We start from the raw sequence: 26,611 nt of genomic DNA, 5'->3' as shown, positions 1-26,611 counted from the left end.
TAAATATAGAAAATAGTGCGTTCAAAATTGGAGGAATGAATGTAAATAAGAAGCAGGATTCTATGATCCTGCTTCTTGAGATAATATCTCATATAGATTCCATAAAAGCATTTTCCATAGACCTAAATTTATCAGAAACCAAATCCATATCCTTGCTGATTTTCTGACTGGTAATCTTGGCATAGATTTGAGTGGTAGAAATATTTTTATGTCCCATCATTTTGCTGAGGCTTTCTAGTGGTACACCCTCTGTTAAAAACATTGTTCCAAATGTGTGCCTTGCTGTGTGAAAGGTTACTTTTTGTTCTGTAACAATATCTAATTCTTGAATTAGTTTGTCTATATAGCTGTTACAAATTTTGTTTGTAGGAACAGGAAAAATAGAATCATTTCGGGTGGTACCTTTATATTTTTCAATAATTCGTTTGGGTATTTCCATAAGCCTTATATTAGAAGCAACATCAGATTTTTGTCTTCGGCTTATAATCCAATCGTGACCATCAAAAAAGGATTGTATGTTAGTACTTTTAAGTTGTTTAATATCTATATAAGATAGTCCTGTAAAACAGCTGAATACAAAAAGATCCTTTACAATTTCATAATTTTGTTTTGAAGGATTGTGTAATAACAGGGATTCAACGTTTTCCTTAAGTAAATAGCTACGGTCATTTTCCTTCATCGATATTTCATAATCTTCAAAAGGATTTTTCCTGATAAGACCGTTTTTGACAGCTATTTCCGCAACACGATAGAGTGGCATAGTATATACCCAAACAGTATTGTGTGTGCACTTTTTGTCTATTCTAAGGAAGAAATCAAACTCTCTGATAAAATCACACGTCAATTCCCTGAACGCCATGTCATCACGATGATACCTGCTTTTGATAAATTCAGCAACGTGGTTATAGACAATTTTGTACTTGTAGTAGGTACTTTCGGAGCGTTCTCCTTGTACTACCATTTTCCCAAAATCGTCATTGTTCTTTTTAAATACTTTCAGCAAGGAATCTTCCATAACACCAACACCGAGAAATGCAAGCTTCAGCTTTTGTGCCGTTACAAAACCCTCGTGTTTCAGCATATCTTCATAAAGGGTATCGATACGTGCCCGTATATTATCCAATTTTTGATTAATACCTAGTGCTTTTGCACTCTTGCCTTCAACTCTTCCGTACTTTAAATCCCAATTATTCAGGTTGATTTCTAACTTAGTTCCCAAAGTCTTAGGGGTCCCATCAATGGTAATGCGTGCCATAATAGGAGCATTACCATTCTTTTTCGGCTCGTTCTTTTTTAAGTAGAAAAGTAGCTTGAACGTGGATTTTTTTGTCTGTTCCATAACTCAAATGTTTAATGTTTAAAATTAAATTACATTGAGTTACAAGGGAATATAAAAAATAGAGCAAAACACTGAAATATAATCAGTTATGCCGAAAGGTTGCTTTATAAATCGGTAATGAATTAGTAACCTAACTTTGTATTTTCATGACCAAAACCTATCAGACACCGAGTTCCAAACTAAGACTACTGTTTTATAAAACCCTGCATAGCAACGGTTTTAACCGTTTTGCTTATTTTTGCTTTTTACTAATCTTTTTTTTGAAAAATAGAAGATTTCTATGATCGATTTCTTCCCAATGAGGATGTACTTAGAGAAGACGGTTTAAAATATACCAATGTTACTCCCATCTTACAGATTAGTGAAGTTTTACTTTGGCAAACTCCTTGGGTTAATTAAATAGTATTCGTTTAATTGAAAAAAGCCATCTCAAACGTTTAATCGAGATGGCTTTTTTGTTGCTTGTTTTTAAACTAGATTTTATTCAGTAAAACGCTTTTGTAAATAAAAAGAGAGAACACTTTGTGTAAATCGTAATTTTAGAAATATCATAAATTGATGTTATCTTAAAATATTAGTAACTAATATATTTGAAGTCAAGGTATGAAAAGCAAATTGATAATCTTTTCCGGGACGTTCATCTTTAATCTGAAGTTCGATTTGATAAACTCCTTTTTCTACACAATCAAAATCTAATAATCCGTTTTGTAACTCTTTAAAAGTTTTTGATTTACCTGAAGGAGTAAATAGTGTTACCTGAGCTTTTCCAGCAGCATATTCAGGTATAACCAAGTTGATTTTTTTCTGAACTAAATTAAAATCCAGTGGTAGCTCATAACTTGCTACTTTAGACTTTAAGTTTCCAACCTGCACAGTTGACTTAGCATAGAAATAAGGAATAAAGGCAGGAGTATTTGGGAAATTTAATGCTCCAATAGAAGTGTTTTTTGCGATGAGTTGATATACTCCATCTTCTTCAGGGGTAAAATTTGCCTCATAGTGGTCATTTTTAGGGCTCACTTCCAGACGGCTTAATTCTCCTTTAGGACTTTGTAACCACAGTTCAAAATTTTTCACCGTAGACCATTCCTGACCGTTAAGGAGTTCCCATTTTTCACCAACCTCAGCAAAATAAACTTTTACTAATTGAGAAGCTCCCTTTTTTCCTTGGGCATTGGTTTCAACCCAAAGGGCATGTGCCATGCAATTTTGTAGGCCAAAAATGACCATAATAAACAATAAGATTCTTGATAGTTTCATAAATATTTGAATGATTTAGCAAGCATTAAATGCTATGCATTAATAATTTTTTGAGGTCTTTTTTTCTTAAACTTCCGATTGTACCATATTATAAAACCTGTAATAGGAAGACTGGTACAGATAAGACAAATTATAAAAGTTAAGATTTTGGCAGGCAAGCCATACCAAGTACCCAGATGCAGTGATAAATTCATATTCTCCATCTTTAACTCTGTCAATAGCTGAGGGTTTAAATCTAATTTTTCGCCAGAGTACATATTAACGTAAGCAATATCGCCCCTGTAAGTAACCATACTAGTTTCATTTTCAGTACGAATCATAAGGGCTCCTGACTTTGGATTCGGAATACCAATCGTAATTTGCGGAACATCTGCTTTTTCATAAGGAGCTAAAAGATCTGCTATAGGCATGGCTACTTTAGTGCTATCAGCCTTAGGTAAGGTTTCCTGTAAATTGGCTCTTTCAGTGGTACCGCTAAAAGCAGTGAAAATTGCATTTTTTACAGGATCATAGGTTAAAGCCAATCCAGTGATCGTTAGGATAATGGCCAATGGTAAAGCATAAAAGCCTAATACATTATGCAGGTCAATATTTAATCTTTTCCAGTTAGCATCCCATTTTACTTTAAAACTTTTATTGAAATTGGTTTTATTCCATTTTTTAGGCCACCACCAGATCAGTCCTGATATCAACTCGATTAAAAATATAATAGTTGAAATACGTACAATCTGTGAACCTACTTTTCCTAATAATAGATTAGCATGCACCTCAGCAATAAATCGGAAAATACCGTAGGTAAAATCCATTTTTAATACTTTTCCTGTATATGGGTTTACATAAATGTTTCCTAAACCCAGCAACGATGGCGTTGCTGAGCGATCAAAACACATAATTTTTACTGATTTAGTAGCGTCTTTGTAACTTGTATATTGCATCAACATTATTTTTGGATATTGATGTTTTACACTCTCTAATATAGAATCTATAGGAAGCTTTTCAGCTCCATTTTCAACCTTAACAAAACGAGCTTCTCTATTAACAAAATTATTTATTTCATCATGAAAGACAAAGGCTACTCCGGTCAAGCAGATGACAAAGACAATAATTCCTGAGGTTAATCCTAGCCATAGATGGAGCCAATTATTAATCTTCCTCCAAGTGCTTTTTTGTTTTTTATCTTGTAATGCCATTTATCAATTAATTGTTAGACAAGCGTACAAAACCTTTAACTTCTCCACCACGTGAAATAGTAAAAGCTGGGCTTGCCGAAACTCCATCTGTATTTAACTTATAGTATCCATTAATTCCTTCTGTTTTGTTGATAATACGAATAAACAAAGAGTCATCGATTACCTCTAAATTACCAATGGTAAAACCAAAAGTCGATAAGGGAAGACCAGTAATTTGTTTAGACGATTTGCTTTCAATATCTACAGCATAAAAACGGTACATGATATCCATTAGGTTACTATACGAAGGCAATTCAACTTTTTTCTCAGATACATCGACAAATAATTTTCCATGATATACTCTCAAACTCCAAAGTTGTGCACCAGCAGGCATACCAAGATCTGTTGATTTTAAATACCAGCTTTGGTCAAAATCAGTTTGTCCAGCCTTGATACGGAATATTGTTGAAGGCTGTGGCTCTAATACTCCTAAGTTATTATTGTCCCAACCTGTTGTTACTAGGTAAATACTTCCATCAGGCGCCTGAGTCCAAGCAGGAAATTCAGAACGGGCATGCCCTTGGTTTTTTACAAAAGAATGTACAATAGTTTTCTCAGGTTTGCTCGTTGCAATATCAATAACTGCCAATGTATAGTTACGTGTATTGTCATTAAAACCAGAGCCTCCTTCACGAGAATAGTTAATGTTAACAAACAACTTACCTTCTTTAGCTACAATTGTCTGATCACCTGTAGTTACATTGGTACTAATTCCACTTCCTTTTTCTACCAATTCAGACAAATCAATTTCTCCTGTTCTTTTCATAGTTGAAGGATTGAATTTTTGAATTTTAGTCTTTCCACGATCAGCATCAAAATAAAAACCTGTGTTTTCATCTACCACTAAGTTTTGTGCCGATGTACCACATTTAATGAATCCTGATTGCTCTAATATTCCAGATGCATTTAAAGAAAAACGTACTACACCAGTTTCGCCTGATAAGGTTGCTTTATTAAAAATCCAGTTCTTATAATGTCTAAAACCACCATAAGCTCTAGCTTGAAGTGAATATCCACCAATATTGTCCACAGGACCATTTGGTAAATTAGTATATGCAGCATAGTAACCTGCATTTGCTGTTGTACTTTCTGCTGTTAAGAGTACATATTTACCTGATGCAGAAGGTCCTGTCGTAGCTGTCTCGTTATTATCATCTTTACTACAAGATGTTAGTATTAAACCACCCATTGTTATGGATAGTACGGTTGTTAAAAATCTATTTTTCATAATTATTTATTTTAGGATTAATATTTTAAAATATAATTTAGCTTCAAGTGGAAACTACGCCCAGCATTCTGAACACGGAAATTATCATAGACCGTTTTATCAAATATGTTTTTACATTCAATATTCACGGATAACAAGCGATCTTTCCATGGGGTCCAGAGTACTCCAGCACTTTGGATTGTTTGGGTCGGAATAATATTAGGTGCATTGACCTTGGCATCTCCCCAAAGCCCTAGAAAACCATCAGGCTCAGTATCTTTAGGAATATAGTCGAGGTAATATTGATGTACATACCCCATGTTCCAGTACATTTTTAGCTGATCTTGGTTATTAAAAACTTTTGTAAGATGTACATCAGTAGATAAATTAGCAAAGAAGAAAGGCATATTACGTAATCGTGCTCCTTCTAAATAATGTAAAAGAGGATCTTCAACATGGTACAAACGGAAATCTTGATAGGTAAAGTTTCCATTAAGACGCAGCCAAGATAGGGGAGTTACGTGCAGGTCAGTTTCTAAACCGATTCCTCTCACTTGTTCGACATTTATGTTTTGAGTATAAATCAAATTCATGGGTACAGCATGGATTAAATCTTTGGTAATACGGTAAAATCCATTTAGCTCAAGACCGAAAAGGCCTTCTTTACCAGTACCAAAACCAATGTTTCCGTTTAAGCTGCGCTCAGGTTTTAAGTTAAAATTGGATAAAGCAAAAGAACCATCACCCAGTATTTCATTTTGTTCAGGTAGTCGGGTAGCCAATTCACCAGAAATTCTCATGAAAGTTTGTCTAGTCCAATCGTATTTTAAAGATTCAGCTAATCCGAAGGTGGAGATATTTGCTTTTGAAGTTTCTCCCTTCAGCATTGCTGTGCTCACATCAACCTCTTGTCCGACCATATTTGCATGATAGGCTTTCAGTTGAAAGGTGTTTTTCAATTTATCACCCATCAGGCTAGAATTTAAACCCAATGTGGCTATGGCTTTATTATAATCTGCGGGTAGGCTTTGTAAGTCCACAGGATTTTCTCCAGCAGTTTTGCCTCCGTAGGGATCTTTTCCTGTTCTAGAAAAGGCATTGTAAATAAAGTTGAATGCAATACTGTGGTTTGTTGAAAGCGTATAGTTTATTCCAGTTCGAGAAGTAAAATTGGCAAACCATGCATCTAAAAGGGATGGATTTCCGCTTTCCCCACGCTGATTTTGATTAACTGGTGGATGATATTTGCCAAACCAATCATACGAACCTCTTAACGTATCTACACGAAGACTATTGATTTTGCTATACACTAAAAACTGATCTACATCTAAACGTCCATTTATAAACTTCTTTTTATATCGAACTGTGGGGATAATAGGAGTGTATTGTTCGTTGTATGATGCACCATACGGTTTTTCCATCAAGGCAGCAAACTGATTGTCTCGCTTGATATAAAAGGAAGTTATTCCTATACGAAACTCATCAGCCCAAGATAAATCTCGTAACCCTATAAAGGCCTCACCATAGATTTGCTTATAAGCATTGTGAAAGAGTTTTACTTTTGTCGGAATTACATTTGCTGTTTCGTGATCAGGTACGCCTGCAGTGACTGAATAGTTATTGTCTGAATAATTGTAAAAGGAGTTTAAACCCCAGAAGAGTTTACGATCGGCAGTATTATACAATAAATTGGCAGACACTCTATGAGTATTAAAGGAACCTAACTCATAGGATAAGGCAAGATAACGTTGTTGATCTGCACGAGAAACCATATTAACAGCCCCTCCCAATGCATCTGCTCCAAGATTGGTAGGTAATACTCCTTTGAACACTTCCACACGTTCAAGCATATTGATTGGAATTGCCGAAATATTAAACGCATTGCCTAAGTAATCAGTAGGAATTCCATCTTTAAAAACTTTAATAGCCTTCCCTTGAAAACCATTTAACATGATATTAGTGTTAGATCCTAATCCTCCTGATTGGCGAATGCGTACTCCTGCTGCCTGATTCATTAACTCGACCAAGGTAGCTGCTTGACCTTGAACTGCTTTGGTATCGATAATTTCTGCCTTAACGGTTTCTTTCTTGGCTACTTTATTAGCATTTTTTGCATAAACTTTAATTTCATCAATTTGAACAGATCCATCAGAGAGAATAAATAGAAGCGGTACATCTTTCTTGTCTTGTAGATTTAAAACTCGAGTTTCAGTCTTCATTCCCATATAACTCACTTTTAGGGTATCTGACTTTACCGCAGTAGACATTAAGTTAAAATATCCTTGCGCATCAGTTTGTACTTGGATTTGTGCCCCAATAAGCATGATATTTGCTGAATGAATTGCTAACCCATTTTCAAAAAGAACTTGTCCATGTATTCGTTTGGGGGTATTTTGTGCAGTAACTCCTGTTGCTATTGAGCAGAAGAAAATGATAATTGTTGAAGTATAGTATAAGTATTTCATTTAATTTATAAATTTGCATTATTAAGACTTAATAAAAACAAGTGCAAAAATAAAGAGATAGGTATACGGTATTAACAGCATTATATACGGTAAAGGCAGTAATATCTAGGATTAGTATGTTATGATGAAAATTGAATTAAATAAACCTCAGTTAACTCTTCCCAAAACTATTATTGAAGTTAATCGTGGGTATATATTATCAGGTCAAGAAAGTATTTTAGAGACTCAAACTAAGATTGAGACTAAAGAATTTAAAATTGAAAAACGTAGTATTCAAATTGATGGCGTATTCATTCATTTCTACAAGAAGAATATTTTTGAACAACAAAAAGTAAAAGTGCTCAGTACTTCGGGCTATATTCAAATGCATTTTGAACTTTCAACCGGAGCAACTTTATATGAATCCAGAGAAAATAAAGGGTCAATTTTGCCTACCTATCAAGGGCAACATATGTTGTTTTTTGAACCTTATTTAGATGGGTATTTGACTTTTCCGGCTTGTTTGGGAGCAACAACTGTTGAAATCGAACTGTCTGAAGAATGGCTAAAGAAGCAACTTGGAGAACAATTGTCCTTGCTTACGGAATTTGCTTTTGCTTTAAAAGGAAGTCAAGCAGCTATTTTAGGAGGACGAGCATATCCGATATGTCCAGATATCTATCGCATTATCAAACAACTTTATGATTGTCCTTATGAAGGCGATTTAAAGAAATTTTTTATAGAGAGTAAATTATTGGAATTGCTTGCTATTAAAATTCATAAGGCAGCAAATAGTTTTCCAACAAAACCTTTAACGAATATATCTAAGATAGATAGAGAAAGACTCTTTCATTTAAAGGAACTCCTTGCATCAGTTAAAACAGAGCAATATACGATTCAACAAATGACAGAGCTGACTTTTATGAATCGTACAAAATTACAGAGCTCTTTTAAACAGCTTTTCGGAATGACTATTCATGAATTTGTAGTAGATAAAAGAATGGAAGAAGCCTATCAGCTATTATCGTATTCATCAGGTTGGACAGTTGCCGAGGTGGCACGTCAGGTTGGTTACAAGCACTACAATCATTTCTCGACAGCCTTCAAGAATAAATTTGGTGTTTCACCTAGCAAAATCCCAAATTAATTATTTGCTAAGCCCCATTTCTTAAGAGTTGAATATTAGACCTTAATTGGAATTTATATAAAAATAAAAAGAGGCAGTTTCAACACTTGTGAAACTGCCTCTTTTTTATGAGAGGAATGCTAAAAAGAAATTATTGAACTCAATAATTCATTATTTCAGCGATTATCCATTTTTTATGAAAGGCCTAAAATAGCTTCAGTTGCATTTTGACCATTTATCCCTGCTGCGCTATTATCTACTAAAAATAATAATTCACCCGAAACAGGTTTAATCAATTGCATTGGATAAGTATTAGGATTATAATCTCCGTATAATACTTCTTTCAAAGCAGGAGCCTTTTTCTCACCAAAAGCAACTACGATTATCTTTTCTGCTTTATTTATTAAAGGCGCAGTCAAAGTAATACGATGCATATTTTGAGATTCAAGTCGGTAAGCAGCTACCCATTTTGTTTGTTCGTCCAGAACTGCTTCACCCGGAAAAAGAGAGGCAGTATGACCGTCATCTCCAAGACCAAGTAAAATAAGATCAAATTTTCCGTCAGCACCTAAAACAGTTCTAATTGACTCTTCATACGTCACTGCATAATCTTCTGCTGAAACGCCATCTTTGTACATCGGAAATACATTCTTTTCAGGAATAGGCACATGACTTAAAAGAGTATCAAAAGACATTTTTGCATTACTGCGATCGTCTTCAAGAGGTACCCAACGTTCATCACCCCAAAAGATAAAAACCTTACTCCAGTCAATTTTTGTTTTATACTCGGCAGAAGCTAAGAGTCTGTATATACCTGCAGGTGAAGATCCTCCTGTAAGTACTGCTGTAAAGCTCCCTTTTTCAAGTATTGCCTTCTGTGCAGCGGCTACAAAAATGTCTGCAGCTTTATTATTTATGGCTTCTATAGTATTATATATCTGTATCATTTTAAACTTTTTATTTCACAATATTTTGTGTGTTAGCAACCCAAGCGTGTCCTTGGCGAGCAAGTAACTCGTCTGCAGCTTCAGGTCCCCAGCTTCCTGCTTTGTAATTAGGGAAATCGGTAGGAGCATTGTTTTTCCATACTTCCTGAATTGTATCGATAGCATCCCAAGCTTGTTCAACCTGATCCCAACGCATGAATAGAGTAGGGTCTCCTGCCAAAGCATCAGAGAGTAGCGTTTCGTATGCTTCTGGTGACATTGTAGAGCACTGGAAGTAATCAAAAATCATTTCTGCAGGTTGTAAAGAAAGTGACAAACCAGGTTTTTTGGTCATGAATTGTAACTTTATGTCCATTGCAGGTTGAATATTTATGATAAGCCTGTTTGGAGTCATCCCTTGATTGTCATAAGAAAAAGAAGAATGAGGTACAGGTTTAAACTGAATGATAATCGATGATTGTTTTTCTTGCATTCTTTTCCCAGTACGCAAATAAAAAGGAACACCTTGCCATCTCCAGTTATCGAGATAAATTTTCATTGCTACATAGGTCTCCGTATTTGAGTCAGGAGCTATTCCTTTATCATTTCGATAAGCAGGAACAGGATTTCCTTTTATAAAACCTTCATCATATTGACCTCTTACGGTGTAGTGATTTACCTCTTCTGGTTTTATACGTCGAATAGATTTTAATACATCAGCTTTGCGGTTTCTTATGTCATCAGCTCCTAATGAAGCGGGAGCTTCCATAGCAGTCATACATAAAATTTGTAGCAAGTGATTTTGGATCATATCTTTTAAAGCACCAACTCCTTCATAAAAACCACCACGCTCTTCAACACCCACTTCTTCTGCTACAGTAATCTGTACAAAATCAATGAAGTTACGACTCCATAATGGTTCAAACATCGAATTTCCGAAACGGAATGCTAAGATATTCTGAACAGTTTCTTTACCTAGATAGTGATCAATACGGTAAATCTGTTCTTCTTTAAAAGTTTGTGAGAGCATTTCATTAAGTTCAATCGCAGAGCTTTTATCATAACCAAAAGGTTTTTCGATAATGATGCGGTCTTGCTTAGCATTGGCTGCAAGACGTAACTTTTTCATGTTACCTGAGATTGTAGCGATGAATGAAGGTGCTATAGAAAGGTAAAAAAGTCTATTGGCACGCACACCAAAAGCCTCGTCAATACCATTTAATTTTGATTCTAATTCTTGATATGATTCTTCCTTATCGATATCATGTCTCAAATAGGTAATATGAGAGATGAATTTCTGAGTTTCTTCGTTTGAAAGCGCTCCTTTTCTTGAAAAACTCTTTAAGTTTTCAATTACATAATTGCGAAATTCTTCATTACTCTTTTCAGCTCTTCCTAGTGCAATAATCTGAAACTTTTCTGGCATACGCCCATCAAGGAATAGATTTTGAAATGCTGGAAAAAGCTTTCTTTTTGCTAAGTCACCGGATGACCCAAAAATAACAATTATGGTTGGGTCAGTATTTTTGAAATTATTCATTGTTTTTCACTTAAAGTTTCTTAATCATTCCATTGGGTATGAAAAGTACCCGGAAGATCAGTGCGTTCGTATGTATGAGCTCCAAAATAATCACGTTGTGCCTGAATCATATTCGTTGGAAGATTTTCAGATCGGTAAGCATCAAAATAAGCTAATGAATTCATAAGCCCAGCTACAGGTAGTCCTTTTTGTACAGCAAATGAGATAACTTCTCTTATACCAGCTTGGGTTTCATTAAATTTTGCTGCGATAGCAGAATCTAAAAGGATGTTAGGCAAATTAGGGTTTGTTGCAAATGCTTTTCTGAAATCTTCAAGAACATCTGCACGGATGATACACCCTCCACGCCATATTTTTGTAACAGTTTCTAAATTTAATTCATAGTTATATTCTTTAGAAGCAGTTTTAAGTTGTGCCAATCCTTGTGCATAAGTAATTAGGATAGAAAAGTATAATGCATCTTTAAGAGCGCTTATAGCTTCAGCTGAATTTACAGTTGTTTGTTTACCATTCCAAATTAATTTAGTAGCCGCTTCAATTCTTTCTGGTTTACTTTTAGACATATCACGCATTACTACTGCAGCATCGATGGTTGGAACGGGTACTTGGAGATCCATAGCATTCTGAGAAGTCCATTTTCCTGTTCCTTTAGATTTTGCCCAATCAGATATAAGATTGATTAGTCGCACTCCATTTGGTTCTTTTACTTTAAGTATATGCCCTGTTATTTCAATTAGGAATGACTTAAGATCTGTTTGATTCCACTCTTCAAAAGTTTTTTCTATGGTATCTTCATCCAGATTATAACCACGTTTCATTAGGTCATAAACTTCAGAAATAAGTTGCATGATTCCATACTCAATTCCGTTGTGAACCATCTTAACATAGTTACCAGCTGATCCGTTTCCTAAATATTCTACACATGGCTCTCCATCTACTTTGGCAGCGATAGCTTCAAAAATAGGACGAAGTCTTTCGTACGCTTTTTTATCACCTCCCGGCATCATACTAGGACCAAACCTAGCTCCTTGTTCTCCACCAGAAATTCCCATACCAAAGAAATGAATTCCTTTAGCAGATAATTCTAGGAATCTTCTATCAGTATCAGTGAAATAGGTGTTTCCACCATCTATTATAATATCGCCTTCATCCAGATGAGGTAAAAGGCTTTGAATTGCGCTATCGACAGGCTTACCAGCAGGTACCAAAAGCATAATTGCTCTCGGACGTTTGATAAGTTCTACAAAATGTTTAACGTCAGTTGTTGCTTCTAGTGTGTGCTCTGAATCAGCTTCCTGTTGTAAAGAATTGACTTTTTCTGTATCTAAATCTAAACCTGCTGCAGCAAATTTTTGGCTGGCAATGTTTAAAAGAAGGTTACGACCCATTACGCCGAGTCCGACAATGCCAAAATCAAATGTGTTCATAATTTTTAAAATTAACTAAATTATTAGTGAGTTTATATTTGTAATGCATTGAAATAATGAGTAGTTATGCTGTTTTTTTAATGCGTTACAAAGACCGAATTCTATTTTGACGACAGTTTTTTTGTCATTTAAAATCGGTTGCGCTAAGTTAAATAAAAAGGTTGGAATACTATAGAATAAACGAGTTGTTCTATTGTACTGACTCAGTCGCATTTAAGAATAATGTTTATCATTAGCCATTTGTTATTCTTCAAAAGAAGAATGCTAAATGGTATTGTTATTCATAAACTATCCTTCAGGCGTTACCTATATAATTTATGTTAATTGAAGTTGTATATGTTTTGATTTCTCAATTGAAGTTTTATTCTGATGAATTAAAATGGTTTAATCAAACTTGAAAAAGAAATAAACTACAGCAGCCCATTCTTTGCTCACACCTCTTGCATAACCGATTGTACTATGGTTGCGGTTTTCAACAGTTCCGTCACCTTTGATATAACCAATAGTTGAGTGGTTACTATTCTCTACAGTCCCGTTACTTTTTACATAACCTACTGTAGAATGATTACTATTTTCGATAGTTCCATTGCTTTTGATATATCCAATTGTAGAATGATTACTATTTTCGATAGTCCCATTACTTTTAATATAACCTACTGTAGAATGGTTGCTATTTTCGATAGTACCGTTCGGTTTAATATATCCAATTGTACTATGGTTTCCAGACTCTATGGTTTGTGCTTGGGTAATAGAAATACATCCTATAGCTAATATAATAATCAGTAATTTTTTCATCTGTGTGTTTTAAAATTATAGGGATTCAGTTTGATAGTAAGCCTCTACAATTTGCATACCATTTTCAAGAGCTACATTTTTTACTTGATAAGCTCAAATAAACATATTCATTTTTGATAATCAATCTTAGAATTGCTCTGTTAAATATAAGATATAAAACGAGTAAAAACACCTAGTTGGTTTTTCAAATTTTACTTTATTATTGTATGCCTCTATGTAGCAAAAGAACAACTTGTTGGTTTAATGAAATAGGCATTGGATTTTAAATATAATTTAAGACAACATTGAATACTCAAATTTGTAACTAAAAAAAAATAGATATATCATGCTTAAACCAAAAGAAGAGATTGTAGAAAAGAAGTATTATGCTAAGGCAGTTGGTTCATTAGATCTTTGGGAAAAATTTAAAAATTATGGGAAGCTAACCATAAATGATGAAATTAAACCTTTTACAGATGAAACACTACAAGCTCAAGAGAATAAAGCTGAATATGGCGTTTTAGAACTATTAGAAGGAACTTGGGTTAGTTATAAAAGTGATAATGATAAAAAACGAGGATGTATAGGAACAGGAATACATACCACTATTATGCCTTCACCAGGTGTAAACTTAGGAACCATTCCTGGAAAATATAGTTTTGAATGTGAAGAATATATCGAAGCGTTAACGTTCTCTCTCGTTCCTGGTGGTATACGTAATCGTGGAGGTGTAAGTGAACAATTTTGTGGAGCTGTAAAATACGAACAAAGTATTAAAAGCGTGAATACAATAAAGGGGCAAAAAGATTTAAAATACACGCCAATACATGAGGAAAACGGAATGTATCTTTGGCTTAGTGATCTTTACAATCATGCCGCTACAGCTGCATCTATTAAAGAGGATAGAGGTATTCTTACCCAATCTGAGGAAGATATAAAAAAGTATAAATTTAAAGGAGATTACAAAGACGAAACACTTGTTAAGATAAAAAACGATCAAAATGTGTATGAGTACATAGCTATAAGTCAATTAAAAGAAGGACAAAAATACTATGGGGTAGTTCCTGCTAAAGAGCTAAAACCAGGATTTGGCTTAGATGGGCCATATTTTATTCCTGATTATTCTATTTCGCGTAGTGGTGTAATTCCTCATGGAAGTACTATTAATTTATTAGGCGATCTTGTACCCAAAAAAGGCAAATATGTAATTGAGGGAGCTCCAGAATTCCCTAAAGGTATTGAAGCTTGGGATTTTGATCATCTTTCTATTTCACCAACTATGGGAGGTGCAGATACAAGGCATGATGGTCCAATTAATCTGGATGATCCAGCGCCAAAATGGGTACATGAAAAATTAACTCATGCTAATGATCCTCGTGAAAATAAAATTTATACACAGCGAATACTTGCTCATCAATTATATCCATATTCAGTGCGTCCTGATTTAAGATTAAGAGATTCTATACAAGGGGAGGAAATAGATGAATATATGTCAATTAAGATGTCATCTAAAAACAAAACTGGAGCACAAGGAGGGATATTAAATGTGCCTTTTGTGAATCGTTTTGTGCCAACTGTTGAAATGAATATGAACATGAGTGTTCAAAGAGTGCATGACAAGGTTTTAAATAAGAAAGTTCTTCAACTGCAATACGAACAAATTGTGTTTTTTGAGTTTAATTTTGGAGATGATGGAGGTACTACAAGTTGGCCTCACATACAGGTTAATACGCTCCGTAAAATCGAAGATGTTCCTGCTGAACAGAGAATTTTAATAGAAGAGCAATTTAAAGGTATCAAAAGACATAATGATAATGATAAAGCAGAATATTCTATCTTGGATTCAAAATGCCCTTATCATAAAGAATAGAATTTTTTGAAAGAATTAGAGCGTCTTGATATAGAGAGGTTATAATTATAGATAAGAATAAAAACCCCAGTATCTACTGGGGTTTTTATGTTTAAATTGGAAGTTGTTAGAAATAGTTTTATACTCTTTTTAAATAATAATTTATTCTACTTTTAGGGCATAAGGCTCTATTTTAAAACCTGCTTTCAGTACTGCTTCTATAATTTCCTGTTCAGTAATTCCTTCTGATTTTACAGTAAGCACTTTTTCTCTTACAGTAGTATCAACATCCCAATGGCAAATACCTTCAGCAGTATCAAGAAAAGGAGTTACTTTTGTTACACATGAACTGCAATTGATGTTAGTCTTGAAATGTAGGTTTTGATTATTGTTTTCCATCTTTTTATAATTTTATTTGTTAAATGATCAATGCAAAATTGAGCAATCGCTACTTCATTTTATTGCGTTATTATTTGTTTAATTTGTAATATTTACTGTAAAAAAAATAGCTGTACAAGCTTTGTTTTTATCTGATTGTGATGACTGTATTATTTTAAAAGACCAAGAGCGTGTTGTAGTTCAACATGGAGTACTCGCAGGTTATGTACTGCGTTCAGGTAGTTTATCTTGGATTGTGTCAATGCCAATTCAGCATCTGTTAATTCAAGTCTTGAACTTAGACCATTTTTGAAACGGTCTTCTATCATTTGGTAGTTTAATTCAGCTGATTTTACCGTTGTTTGATGAATATCCAATTGCGTAAGTGCTTCTTTCCATTTGCTTATAATAATAGCCAGTTCCGTTTTGATTTCATCTTTTAAATCAATTAAACGTATTTTTTCTTGTTGCACCTTGATATTCTCTTGATTAATTTGAGAGTTGCTGCGATTGCCATTAAAAATAGGTACCGAAAGCTGTAAACCTAAGTAAGAGGTTCTTGGCCATGTATAATTATCTAAATTCATATTATCTGCCTGCGCTTGTAACTGATATTGTCCTATTAATGAAAGCTGAGGTAATAATTCAGCCTTGGCAGCTTGCAGCTTTTTTTGCTGAAAATCAATAGTTAGTTCTTGAATATTTAAGTCATTACGGTTTGTCTCAGCGATTTTCAAAGCTTCATCAACTTTGTAAAATTCACTTTGATTTGCTTTACTATCAAAGTCAAGATTGTCACTTAGTTTTATTTCTTCAGGTTCTTCCATTCCAATGAGTCTTTTGAGCTCAATGCTAGAAACGTCTATGTTGTTATTTAAATAGGAAACCGAAGATTTTAGATTTTCTACAGCAATAAAACTTCTTAAAGTATCCGCTTTCAGACCTCTCCCTTGTGCAAATAATGATCTGGAGTCATTTAGTGCCCTAATATTTCGCTGTAGACTTTGTTTCAGTAAATTAAGCTGTTGATTCATCATCAGTATATCAAAATATTTAGTAGAAACCAGAAGCGCCACTTGACTTTTTAGTTTAGCAGTTTTTTCATTTTCGATCTTTTCATTGATTAATGCTGCTTTTGTTAAGCGATGTAGCCCTGGTGCATAAATAGGTTGGTTTAACGAAAGGAATCCGTTATAGGTATTTCTCCCGCCTACAGCTACATCCTGCACTGCTTTATTGGTACCGGCAAATGAACCGGGTAGGAATATTTGTTGCTTGTCGAAGTAGTGAGAATAGGCTGCGTTTGCTGAAATGTTTGGTAATAAACCACCCTTTGTTTCGCGAGTTAATTCGCGAGAATGTATTTCTTCTAGCGTCTGTATCTGTATCGTTTTATTACCTTGCTTAGCCATTTCTAATGCATCGGTAAGAGACAGTGCTTTTTGGGCATGCAATGGGTTACTGGTGCCTATCAGCAACAGTAACATAATTATATATAAAATATTCTTTTTCATCTGTATCTTTTTTTGGAATTTAGTCCGCCGTGGTGATTTCATCAGCTAATTTGTCTCTTCATTATCTTCTTCTACAACAATCTTTTCAGGTTTTGTGCTTGATAGATAGGAGTAAACTGCTGGTATGATAAACAGGGTAAGTATTCCAGAAAAGACTAATCCTCCTGCAATCACAATCCCTAATGACTGGCGACTGTTTACTGTAAGGGCAATCGGTAATGCTCCGAATATCATTGCCAGTGATGTCATTAAAATAGGACGGAAACGTTGCTCGGCAGCCTGTATAGCCGCATCGTATCTTGATAGTCCAGATTCTTTTAAGTGGTTGGCAAATTCAACAATTAGTATCCCGTTTTTGGTAATTAATCCTACGAGAGTAATAATACCAATCTGACTGAATACATTTAAACTCTGACCAAACCAGTACAGACTAAGTAAGGCTCCAGTAATAGCCATTGGTACGGTAAGCATAATAGTTAATGGATCGCGAAGACTTCCAAACTGAGCGGCAAGAATCATGTAAATAAGTACTAGTGCAAGGATAAGGGTGAAGCCAATATTACCTTGGCTTTCTTGATAATCGCGAGATTGACCAGCCAAAGAAGTTTTGAAGCTTTCATTCAATACTTCACTTTTTATTTTTTTGATTTCCTCTATTCCTTCTGCAAGACTGACTCCTGGAGCGGTTGCCGCAGATATGGTAGCAGATATGTATTGATCGTAACGATAAATTGCTGCAGGGCTTACTGCTTCCTCAGTTGTTACCAAATTACTTAAAGGAATCATCTGGCCTGTTGCTGAGCGAACATGAATGGCATTTAGGTCACTCATATCATTTCTATTTGTTTTGTCTAATTGTCCAATTACTTCATACTGGCGATCATTACGCAAAAAATAACCATAGCGTTGTCCTGAAAATGAAAGCTGTAATGTGCGGGCAACCTCTTGTATTGATACGCCCATTAAGGCTGCTTTTTGTCTGTCGATGTTTATTTTTACTTCAGGCTTATTAATTTTTAGGTCAGCATCAACAAACATAAGTTTCTTACTTTGACGAGCTGCTGCTAAAAATTTCGGAAGTATTGCTGTTAAACTGTCTAGGTTTTGTGCTTGTAATACATATTGCACTGGCATACCACCACCGTAACGAGTACCAATAGTTGGAGGCAGATACGGAAATAATAGAAACCCTCTAAATTTTCCTGAAGCTGCACCATATTGGTTATACAAATCCTGTATGGTTTTTTTCCTTTCTTTAGGATCTTTGAGATAAATACTTTGTACAGCCACATTAACGGCAGCAGGAGCAGGGATGAATGAAATGGCCACCATAGAATAAGTTTGATACAGTCCTTCGGTAGAGTCATTTACATATTTACCCACTTCAGTCATATGTTTTTTCATATAATCAAAAGAAACTCCTTCGGGAGCAACGGCTATGAGGCTCATATTAGAACGATCTTCTACAGGTGCAAGTTCTGATGGAAGTTCTTTGCCGACAAAATAAATAAGAGAGGCTGTACCTGCTAAAAATATCCAAGCTAACCATCTGAATTTCATGAACGCAATAAGCAAACGAGCATATCCATTGTTCAAACGAAGAAAGAAAGGTTCAGTAGTTTCGTAGAACCATCCTGGTTTTTCTTTTTTCTTTAAAAAATAAGCACCTAACATTGGCGTAAGTGTAAGGGCAACAAAAGCTGATACTAACACAGAGCCAGATACTACAATGGCAAATTCTTTAAAGAGCTGTCCACTGATACCTCCCATAAAAACAATTGGAAGGAATACTGCAGCCAGTGTAATGGTAGTTGAAATAACGGCAAAATAAATCTCTTTGGAACCTTTGAATGCCGCTTGTATAGGCGTCATGCCTTCTTCAATTTTTTTATAAATGTTTTCAAGCACAACGATGGCATCATCTACTACAAGTCCTATCGCAAGTACCAATCCCAAAAGGGTTAATACATTTATAGAAAACCCTGCTATGTACATAATAAAAAATGCAGAAAGAATTGATACAGGAATAGCAAGCACTGGAATAATTGTAGACCTCCAGTCTCTTAAAAATAAAAAGATAATTAATACCACTAGACCAAAAGCAATAAATAAGGTTTCTTCTACTTCTTTAATAGATTCCCGTACAGGACGTGTATAATCAAAGCCCACTATTAATCGATAATCAGTTGGTACTTCTTTGCGTAATACTTCAAGTCGTTTATAAAATTCATCTACGACAGCAATGGCATTGGCACCTCGTTGTATTTGAATTGCTACTCCAACTCCAATACGATTTAGGTTTCCTGTTTCGTTGATAATAGCAGTTCGTTCATTTACTTCTCCCAATTCGGCAGAACCTATATCTCTCAATCGAATTACAGTATTTCCGACTTGCTTAATAGGCATTTCTTCAAAATCTTTTATCGTCGTAAGACGTCCCAATGTTCGGATACTTAGTTCACTGTTATTACCTTCTATTCGTCCAGAAGGCAGATCGATGTTTTCTCTTAGCAATGCCTTGCGAATGTCTTCGGCAGTAAGTTGATAGGCAGCAAGTTTTACAGGCTCAAACCGAAGACGCATGGCATATTTATGTTCACCGACAACGGCTACTTGGCTAATGCCGGGGATAGATTGCATCCTGTCTTTAATAATCGTAGATGCCAGATGGCTTACTTCTTTTATATCTTTGGTATCGCTTTCTACTTCAAGGAAAGCCACAAGATTATCTGGTGAAGAAGATTTTTCAACAATTGGAGGGTCAACATCAGATGGAAGCTGATTTCGAGATTTAGCTACCTTATCCCGAACATCGTTTAGTGCATCTTCGATGTCTATTTCTCGGTTAAACTCTATAGAGATTACACTTACTTGCTCTCTAGATTCAGAAGAGATGGTTCGTATTCCGTTAGCTTCAGCAATAGACTCTTCCATCGGTTTGGTAAGCTTGGATGCTATTACATCTGGACTTGCACCAGGATAGAAAGTAACCACAGATATTACAGGTGGTTCTGTTAATGGAAATTCACGAATACCTAATTCTTTCCATCCAATGATGCCTAAAATGACAATAAGAACGGAAAATACTCCAGCCAAAACTGGTTTTTTTATACTTAAAGATGATATACTCATAACATTACAAATTAAAATAGATTATTTAGACGTAACGGCTGTTACAGGAGTGCCGTCGCCAAGACGTAACGTATTTGAGATAATAATACGGTCACCAGTTTTTACCCCAGACGTGATGATTGCGTTTGTTTCTGTTCTGTTGCTTATGGTTACAGCCAGAGCTTTTGCTAAACCATTTTTTATAACAAAAACAGTATAGCCTTTCTCACCCGGTATTAGAGCTTCCGTAGGTATCATCACACCACTTGAACCCTTGGAGGTAATTGGGAAATAAACTTTGGCAGATAAACCAGCTCGGAATTGTCCGTTGGTATTATTAGATATGGCTTGTACTTGTAGGCTTCTGCTTGTATCAAGTCCAGGTTCAGTAGCAGAGATAGTAGCTGAATGTTGTTGGTCAGATAGTTCAGTATTAAACTTTATTTGATTTCCTGTTTTTATTAATGAAAGGTATCTTTCAGGGACAGAGAAATTGATTTTAATTCTATTTTGATCTTGAAGTGTAACAAGTTGCATATTAGGAGATACATAGGCACCTTCGTGTACTTTTGAAATACCAATTTTTCCAGAAAATGGAGCTCTAATTACAGTCTTAGCCAATTCTACATCAAGAAACTCTTTTTGTGCCTCCAAGGAATGTAAGCGCATTAAACCCTCATCATATTCTTGCTGTTTTACAGTTTCGGTTTTTAAAAGATTGCCCAATCTGTCTTTATCCAATCGAGCCAATTTTAATTCAGCACCAATCTGTTTTAGTCGGGACTTAATATCTGCATTGTTTAATGTGTAAAGAATAGCTCCTTGACTTACGTAGCTACCTTCTTTAAAAGCCACTTTAGTGATTTTTTGAGATAATTCACTCATAATAGTGACTTCACGATAGGGGAGCATTGTTCCCACTATAGCTTCTTCTTGATTGAGTTCCTGCTCATTCGCAATGATGATGTCTACAGGTAATTTTGGGACATCTACTTTGGCAGTTGAATTTGCAGGAGCCGTTTTTTGTTCTTTGTTTTCGCAAGCAATCAATAGGACGCTAAATAGAGGAATTAAAACCCCAAACCTTCTGGTAGTGTATTTATTATATGTCATGGTTTTATATTTTAATTATTCAATAAAAATTAAATTTCACAAGCAAAATTACATACTAATGCAAGCGGGCTTCCTGCACAATTACAGGTAAGAGTTGTGAAATTTACTTCTGATTATAAAGAAAAAAACAATGATAAATACTGGGTTAAAATACTGTATGTTAGTGTGTTGTTGTTTTTTATTGCTGAGTTAAATGCATGAAAAAGAAAAACCCTGTTCATATAATATGAACAGGGTTTTATAAGCTAATTTTACTTAAATAGTATTGTACACTTTAGTTAATAAAGTTGCATCAAGAGTTTTTATGAACTATTATTTTTACTTAATTGATTTTGTACAATTGCCATTTTATCGCGTCTTATTTGTTTATAATAAGAAGAAGTAAAACCAGTATATTTTTTTAATTGATTAGACAGATGCGCCGGACTATTATAACCTAAAGAATTTGTAATTTCTGTCATCGATTGATCTGTATATACTAAAAGCTCTTTTACTTTTTCTATCTTTTTCGAAATGATGAATTTTTCTAAGGTATACCCCTCAGAAGTTGAAAACAAGAAACTCAATGCATCGTAGTCTTTGTGTAATTCGTTGCTTATGAGTGTTGAAAATTTAATTGGTTCTCCTGTATCTAATTGTTCTTGAATCCCCTTTTCAACAGTGTCTTTAATCAGATTGATAATTTTTTGATTCTTACTATATAACAGATCGAATCCATTTTTTTTAAGCATCGTTCTGATAACCTGTTCTTCAATTTTTTTGCCTGTATCCTTTAAGATTATTTCACCTAAACGTATTTCGGAAACATCAAGACCAAGTTTTACAAATTCTTCTGATAGGACATAAATGCATCTGTTGCATACCATTCCTTTGATTAGTAATTTTAAGGTTTTTTCCATCGCATCCAACTGTTTAGGTCTAAAGTCGCATGGCTTATTTTTGATAGGCAGTGATCACTCTGTATATTGGAAATATTGGTTGTTAGATTTTTCATTTTGCTAGTTTTTTTGATGATATAAATAGAATTATTAAACCGTTTTGAATGGAGATTATTTTTTCCACTTCAATCGCAAGCTATTACTTACCACACTTACGCTACTCAAAGCCATTGCTGCACCTGCTATCATCGGATTCAACAAAAAGCCATTAATTGGATACAATATACCTGCTGCAAGAGGAATACCGATTAGATTATAGATAAATGCCCAAAATAGATTTTGTTTGATTGTTAATACAGTTTGTTTAGATAGGCGTATGGCTTGTGGTATTTTTGTCAAGTCAGATGAAATAATGGTCATTTTTGCAACGTCCATTGCGATATCACTTCCTTTACCCATTGCAATACTTACATCAGCAGTCGCTAGTGCAGTACTATCATTTATACCATCACCCACCATTGCTACTGTTTTACCTTGTTGCTGTAGTTCTTTTACAAAATCGGCTTTGTGTTGCGGTAATACTTCTGCCTTATAATGTTTGATTCCTGTTTGACTAGCAATAGCTTTTGCAGTTGCTTCGTTATCACCAGTAAGCATATACAGTTCAATGCCCATATCTTGCATTTGTTTGATAGCTTCAACAGATGTTTCTTTGATTTTATCAGAAATTGCAATTACAGATAATGTTTGTTTGCTGTCAGTAAACCATATTACAGTCTTTGACTCTTTGCCCCATTTATCGGCTTGATTCAATAATTGATTGTCAATAGAGATATTATTTTCTTCTAATAATTTCTTATTACCGACAAAATAGGTTTGCCCCATATAATCCGCTTTTGCCCCTTTACCAGTGATACTATCAAAATCAGATAAAACAACGGTTTGTACACCCTCAAAATTTTTCACTACAGCTTCTGCTAGAGGATGTTCTGATTGTTTTTCAATGCTAATTAAGATATCTTTTGTTGTATCTATATTATCTAACCATTTAACGCCAGTAACCTGAGGTCTACCTTCGGTAATAGTTCCAGTTTTATCTAAGACAATAGCAGTAACTTTTCTCGCTAGTTCTAAACTCTCAGCATCTTTAATCAGTATACCATTTTCAGCACCTTTACCTACACCAACCATTATGGCTGTAGGTGTAGCAAGACCCAATGCACAAGGACAAGCAATAACCAATACAGTAACTGCAGCCATTAATGCTTGTGCAACAGCATTATCACCTCCAAGTAATAACCATGTAACAAAGGTAAGGATGGCAATACCAATTACAATTGGGACAAAAATACCTGCAATCTTATCTACCAATTTCTGTACAGGCGCTTTACTTCCTTGAGCTTCTTGCACCATTTTTATAATCTGAGCAAGCATGGTTTCTTTACCAACTTTAACCGCTTTAAATTGAAAGCTTCCTTTTTGGTTTATAGTTCCAGCAAATACCTTTTCGTGCTCTTTTTTTAATACAGGAACAGGCTCACCGCTCAACATACTTTCATCAACGTATGAATTTCCAGAAGTAACCACTCCATCTACGGCAATTTTTTCACCTGGCTTTACTAAGATGATAGCTCCAACAGTTACTTCTTCAATAGCGATTTGTTTTTCTGTTCCATCAGCTTGTATAACTATGACAGTTTTTGGCTGTAATCCCATTAACTTTTTAATAGCAGTTGAGGTGTTGCCTTTAGCCTTTTCTTCTAGTAATTTACCTAATAGGATGAATGTTATAACTACGGCAGCCGCTTCAAAGTAAACGTGGGCGTGTAATCCGCGTTGATGCCAGAAATCCATAAACAACATATTAAATACACTGAAGAGGTAAGCGATTCCAGTACTCAAAGCTACCAATGTATCCATATTAGCAGAACGGTTCTTTGTTTGCTTCCATGCATTAATGAAGAAATCTTTACCGAGCCAAAGTACTACAGGAGTCGAAAAGAACCACATAATCTCATTGCCATAAGGCATATCCATAAAGAACATACCAATAGCTACTACAGGTAGTGAGAGTATAACCGCCCAGATGGTTTTATTTTTTAATTTTCTGAATTTCTCTGCATGGATAACTTCCAGAGATTCTTGTTGCTGGGTTTCGTCCACAATAAGTAAGTCGTAACCAACAGCCTGAGCAGCCTTCTGTAATTTAGAAGCGTCAGTCATATTAGGAAGATATTCTACAGTTAGATTTCCCGTTGCAAAGTTGACAGAAGCGTCAACAACTCCAGATTCATACTTTATGATGCTTTCTGCACTGCCTGCACAAGATGCACAAGTCATCCCAAGAACAGGAAAACTGTTTTTAACAGTTGTAACACCATACCCTAGGTCTTTAATCGTTTTAACAGCATTGCCAACTATTTCATTGTCAGATACAGTAATGGCAGCCCTACGGTTGTTAAGTTCTATATTGTAGGTTTCGACACCTTTAACCTGTGCTAATCCTTTTGTTACTATTAATGCACAGTGCTCGCTATCTACATTTTCTAGAGGAATGTAAATTGTTTCCTTAGTTTTAATTGTCGCCATATTTCGCTTGTTGTATTTTACATGCAAAGTTGGCGACAAGAACTCTAAATTCTATTGCGGAATTATGGGTTTGATTTGTAATATTTACTTATACCTTATCCAGTGGTTTTCTTTTATCTTCACGAATCTGTTTGAAATAACTTGGAGTTAGTCCAGTAACTTTTTTAAACTGATTGCTAAGGTAGGCTACGCTTGAATAGTTTAAACGAATAGCAATTTCGCTTAGCGATAATTCATCATAAACCAAAAGCTCTTTTATTTTTTCAATTTTTTGAGCAATAAAATATTTTTCTATCGTAGTACCTTCCACTTCAGAAAATAGATTTGAAAGATAGTTGTAGTCATGATTCAGTTTTTCACTCAATATATCAGATAGATTATTTTTTGAATCATTATCTTGATGATGTACCAAATCGATGATGATATTTTTTATCTTTTCAATGATTCGACTTTTTTTATCATCTATGACCTCAAAACCTAAAGGAACCAGCACTTTTTCAACTGAATCTCTTTCGTCTGAGCTAAGTTCCTTACTTAAGGTAACTTCTCCTAGTTTAATATTTGTAAAGTCCAAATTGAGTTTTTCAAGTTCATTTTGAACGACCATTATACAACGGTTACAAACCATATTTTTAATGAATAATATGCTCATATTCTTGGTATATCAGAATTTTGTGGTGTACTGATTGACACTTGTTATTAAATTTCAAGGCAAAAATATACTTCAATACACCAAATTTAAGTTTTACGAATAAAAAATTATCAAATAAATTATGGTTTAATGAAAATTTTAGATGCAAATTTAAAATAATTATTCTTGGCATATTCAAGTATATATGTACCTCGGTTTTTATTCTTCATTATTTCTACTTCGATAGGAAGGTCAATTCGGATTCAGAGTTAATCCGAGATGACTGAGTTAGTCAATTTGTAGACAGCGTTTCCAATTCGAACCGTCAAACTCCATTACATCCTTGGGTCCTGTGGACCACATGATTCCATCGGCTGCGCTTAGGTGGTAACAAGTCCGTGGAATCTCATCTCCAAAGTCAACAGGTTTGAGCTTGTCATCTACGAGTTGATAGACGAAATGAGAGGAGGATACATATAATTTTCCATTGAAAATTTCCATACCCCAGAGATCTTCTGTGGTACTTTCATGCTTAATTATTTCCCATTGATTATCACGTCCACGAAGTAAGGTTCCGAGCTGACCACAGGCATAAGTAAAACCATCTGGTGCACAGCGAACTTTATAGAGTGCTAGATTTGTTGGACTATTCTGCTGAGAGAAAAGAGAACCATCATACTTCCATATTTCACCTTCCCAACCGACAGTATAAATTTCCTGTTCGTTGAATCCATCAATAGATTCGAAGCTGGTGTCGGTGATTGGTGTATCACCAATTTGAGCACTCTGGTCTATGCATTTCCATTGATCTGCATCCTCACGAACATAGGCTTGGCGACATGTTCCTACAGCATAGGCTCTACCGTTAGCAATACCACGGATTTCACGAAGTGGGCCGCGTTTTTTTGGATCTACTTCAGAGTTAACAATAGTCTCTTGGGTTCTAAAGCCACCACCACTGGCGTCTATTGATCCATCGATTCCCAACGTTAGGTAACGTTCTGCTGGTATATGACAGACTGTTCCAGAACAGGCAAGCCACTGTACAGCATCAGCCCCCCAAGTTCCACAATCTAGAGCCAATAGTATTGAATCGCTATAACCTTCGCGGATAACATCATCGCTTCTGGCAATCAAATAACAAAGGTCTGAATAGCGAACAGTTCCAGTAGCAATGCTGAGTCCGCTGAATCGTGGATCTCTAGTGTCCATATTGGTATTCAGATTTAATTAGATTAGTGACTGTGTTACTCTTCAGTATTGTATATTTAAGTTT

Annotated in this window: 19 protein-coding genes; 2 read left to right on the top strand and 17 right to left on the bottom strand. The window is 35.0% G+C overall.

All coding sequences use genetic code 11. The features are described 5' to 3' along the window. Positions 1–88: 88 nt before the first annotated feature. From LNQ49_RS03025 to LNQ49_RS03005, 5 genes are all read right to left on the bottom strand, one after another. Positions 89–1,339 (bottom strand): site-specific integrase, encoded by a 1,251-nt coding sequence (locus tag LNQ49_RS03025; protein ID WP_191180561.1) that lies wholly within the window; start codon positions 1,337–1,339, stop codon positions 89–91. Between the two features lie 561 nt (positions 1,340–1,900). Beyond that, entirely contained in the window at positions 1,901–2,599 is a 699-nt protein-coding gene (locus LNQ49_RS03020) for a hypothetical protein (protein WP_229987304.1), read from the bottom strand. Positions 2,600–2,631: 32 nt separating this feature from the next. Beyond that, positions 2,632–3,789 (bottom strand): PepSY-associated TM helix domain-containing protein, encoded by a 1,158-nt coding sequence (locus tag LNQ49_RS03015; protein ID WP_229987303.1) that lies wholly within the window; start codon positions 3,787–3,789, stop codon positions 2,632–2,634. A 7-nt stretch (positions 3,790–3,796) separates the two neighbouring features. Further along, positions 3,797–5,056 carry a DUF4374 domain-containing protein gene (locus tag LNQ49_RS03010; RefSeq protein WP_229987302.1) on the bottom strand — a complete coding sequence of 420 codons (1,260 nt, stop codon included), beginning with the start codon at positions 5,054–5,056 and terminating at the stop codon, positions 3,797–3,799. Between the two features lie 17 nt (positions 5,057–5,073). Continuing rightward, positions 5,074–7,500, bottom strand: a complete 2,427-nt coding sequence (locus LNQ49_RS03005) for a TonB-dependent receptor (RefSeq protein WP_229987301.1) — start codon at positions 7,498–7,500, stop codon at positions 5,074–5,076. A 121-nt stretch (positions 7,501–7,621) separates the two neighbouring features. On the opposite strand from LNQ49_RS03005, the gene LNQ49_RS03000 reads away from it, so the two are divergent. Then, positions 7,622–8,626 carry a helix-turn-helix domain-containing protein gene (locus tag LNQ49_RS03000; protein ID WP_229987300.1) on the top strand — a complete coding sequence of 335 codons (1,005 nt, stop codon included), beginning with the start codon at positions 7,622–7,624 and terminating at the stop codon, positions 8,624–8,626. A 173-nt stretch (positions 8,627–8,799) separates the two neighbouring features. Here LNQ49_RS03000 and pgl read toward each other — a convergent pair whose 3' ends face one another. The 4 genes from pgl to LNQ49_RS02980 form a co-directional block, all read right to left on the bottom strand. After that, positions 8,800–9,552: a 6-phosphogluconolactonase gene (gene pgl / locus LNQ49_RS02995; protein WP_229987299.1), complete on the bottom strand. Its 753-nt coding sequence runs from the start codon at positions 9,550–9,552 to the stop codon at positions 8,800–8,802. Positions 9,553–9,562: 10 nt separating this feature from the next. Beyond that, the gene (gene zwf / locus LNQ49_RS02990) at positions 9,563–11,071 is read right to left on the bottom strand and encodes a glucose-6-phosphate dehydrogenase (protein WP_229987298.1); all 1,509 of its coding nucleotides are present in this window, start codon (positions 11,069–11,071) and stop codon (positions 9,563–9,565) included. Positions 11,072–11,091: 20 nt separating this feature from the next. Further along, positions 11,092–12,498 (bottom strand): NADP-dependent phosphogluconate dehydrogenase, encoded by a 1,407-nt coding sequence (gndA, locus tag LNQ49_RS02985; protein ID WP_229987297.1) that lies wholly within the window; start codon positions 12,496–12,498, stop codon positions 11,092–11,094. A 384-nt stretch (positions 12,499–12,882) separates the two neighbouring features. Then, positions 12,883–13,293 (bottom strand): 5-fold beta-flower protein, encoded by a 411-nt coding sequence (locus LNQ49_RS02980; protein ID WP_229987296.1) that lies wholly within the window; start codon positions 13,291–13,293, stop codon positions 12,883–12,885. Between the two features lie 325 nt (positions 13,294–13,618). On the opposite strand from LNQ49_RS02980, the gene LNQ49_RS02975 reads away from it, so the two are divergent. Next, positions 13,619–15,142, top strand: a complete 1,524-nt coding sequence (locus LNQ49_RS02975; protein WP_229987295.1) for a peroxidase, FMP-type — start codon at positions 13,619–13,621, stop codon at positions 15,140–15,142. Positions 15,143–15,283: 141 nt separating this feature from the next. Here LNQ49_RS02975 and LNQ49_RS02970 read toward each other — a convergent pair whose 3' ends face one another. From LNQ49_RS02970 to LNQ49_RS02935, 8 genes are all read right to left on the bottom strand, one after another. Beyond that, positions 15,284–15,520, bottom strand: coding sequence for a heavy-metal-associated domain-containing protein (locus LNQ49_RS02970; protein WP_229987294.1), 237 nt, complete (start codon positions 15,518–15,520; stop codon positions 15,284–15,286). A gap of 149 nt (positions 15,521–15,669) precedes the next feature. Beyond that, complete coding sequence (locus tag LNQ49_RS02965) at positions 15,670–17,013, bottom strand: TolC family protein (protein ID WP_229987293.1); 1,344 nt, start codon at positions 17,011–17,013, stop codon at positions 15,670–15,672. Positions 17,014–17,058: 45 nt separating this feature from the next. Continuing rightward, entirely contained in the window at positions 17,059–20,145 is a 3,087-nt protein-coding gene (locus tag LNQ49_RS02960) for an efflux RND transporter permease subunit (RefSeq protein ID WP_229987292.1), read from the bottom strand. Between the two features lie 21 nt (positions 20,146–20,166). Continuing rightward, a complete protein-coding gene (locus LNQ49_RS02955; RefSeq protein ID WP_229987291.1) occupies positions 20,167–21,237 on the bottom strand; it encodes an efflux RND transporter periplasmic adaptor subunit in 1,071 nt (356 codons plus the stop codon). A gap of 302 nt (positions 21,238–21,539) precedes the next feature. Further along, positions 21,540–22,136, bottom strand: coding sequence for a helix-turn-helix domain-containing protein (locus LNQ49_RS02950; RefSeq protein ID WP_229987290.1), 597 nt, complete (start codon positions 22,134–22,136; stop codon positions 21,540–21,542). A gap of 150 nt (positions 22,137–22,286) precedes the next feature. Further along, entirely contained in the window at positions 22,287–24,704 is a 2,418-nt protein-coding gene (locus LNQ49_RS02945) for a heavy metal translocating P-type ATPase (protein WP_229987289.1), read from the bottom strand. A gap of 88 nt (positions 24,705–24,792) precedes the next feature. Then, complete coding sequence (locus tag LNQ49_RS02940) at positions 24,793–25,356, bottom strand: helix-turn-helix domain-containing protein (protein WP_229987288.1); 564 nt, start codon at positions 25,354–25,356, stop codon at positions 24,793–24,795. Positions 25,357–25,623: 267 nt separating this feature from the next. Beyond that, complete coding sequence (locus LNQ49_RS02935) at positions 25,624–26,547, bottom strand: hypothetical protein (protein WP_229987287.1); 924 nt, start codon at positions 26,545–26,547, stop codon at positions 25,624–25,626. Positions 26,548–26,611: the final 64 nt, after the last annotated feature.

Origin of the sequence: Flavobacterium pisciphilum, assembly GCF_020905345.1 — a bacterium.
Taxonomy (GTDB): Bacteria; Bacteroidota; Bacteroidia; order Flavobacteriales; family Flavobacteriaceae; genus Flavobacterium; species Flavobacterium pisciphilum.
This window is presented reverse-complemented; position numbering and strand designations above follow the sequence as displayed.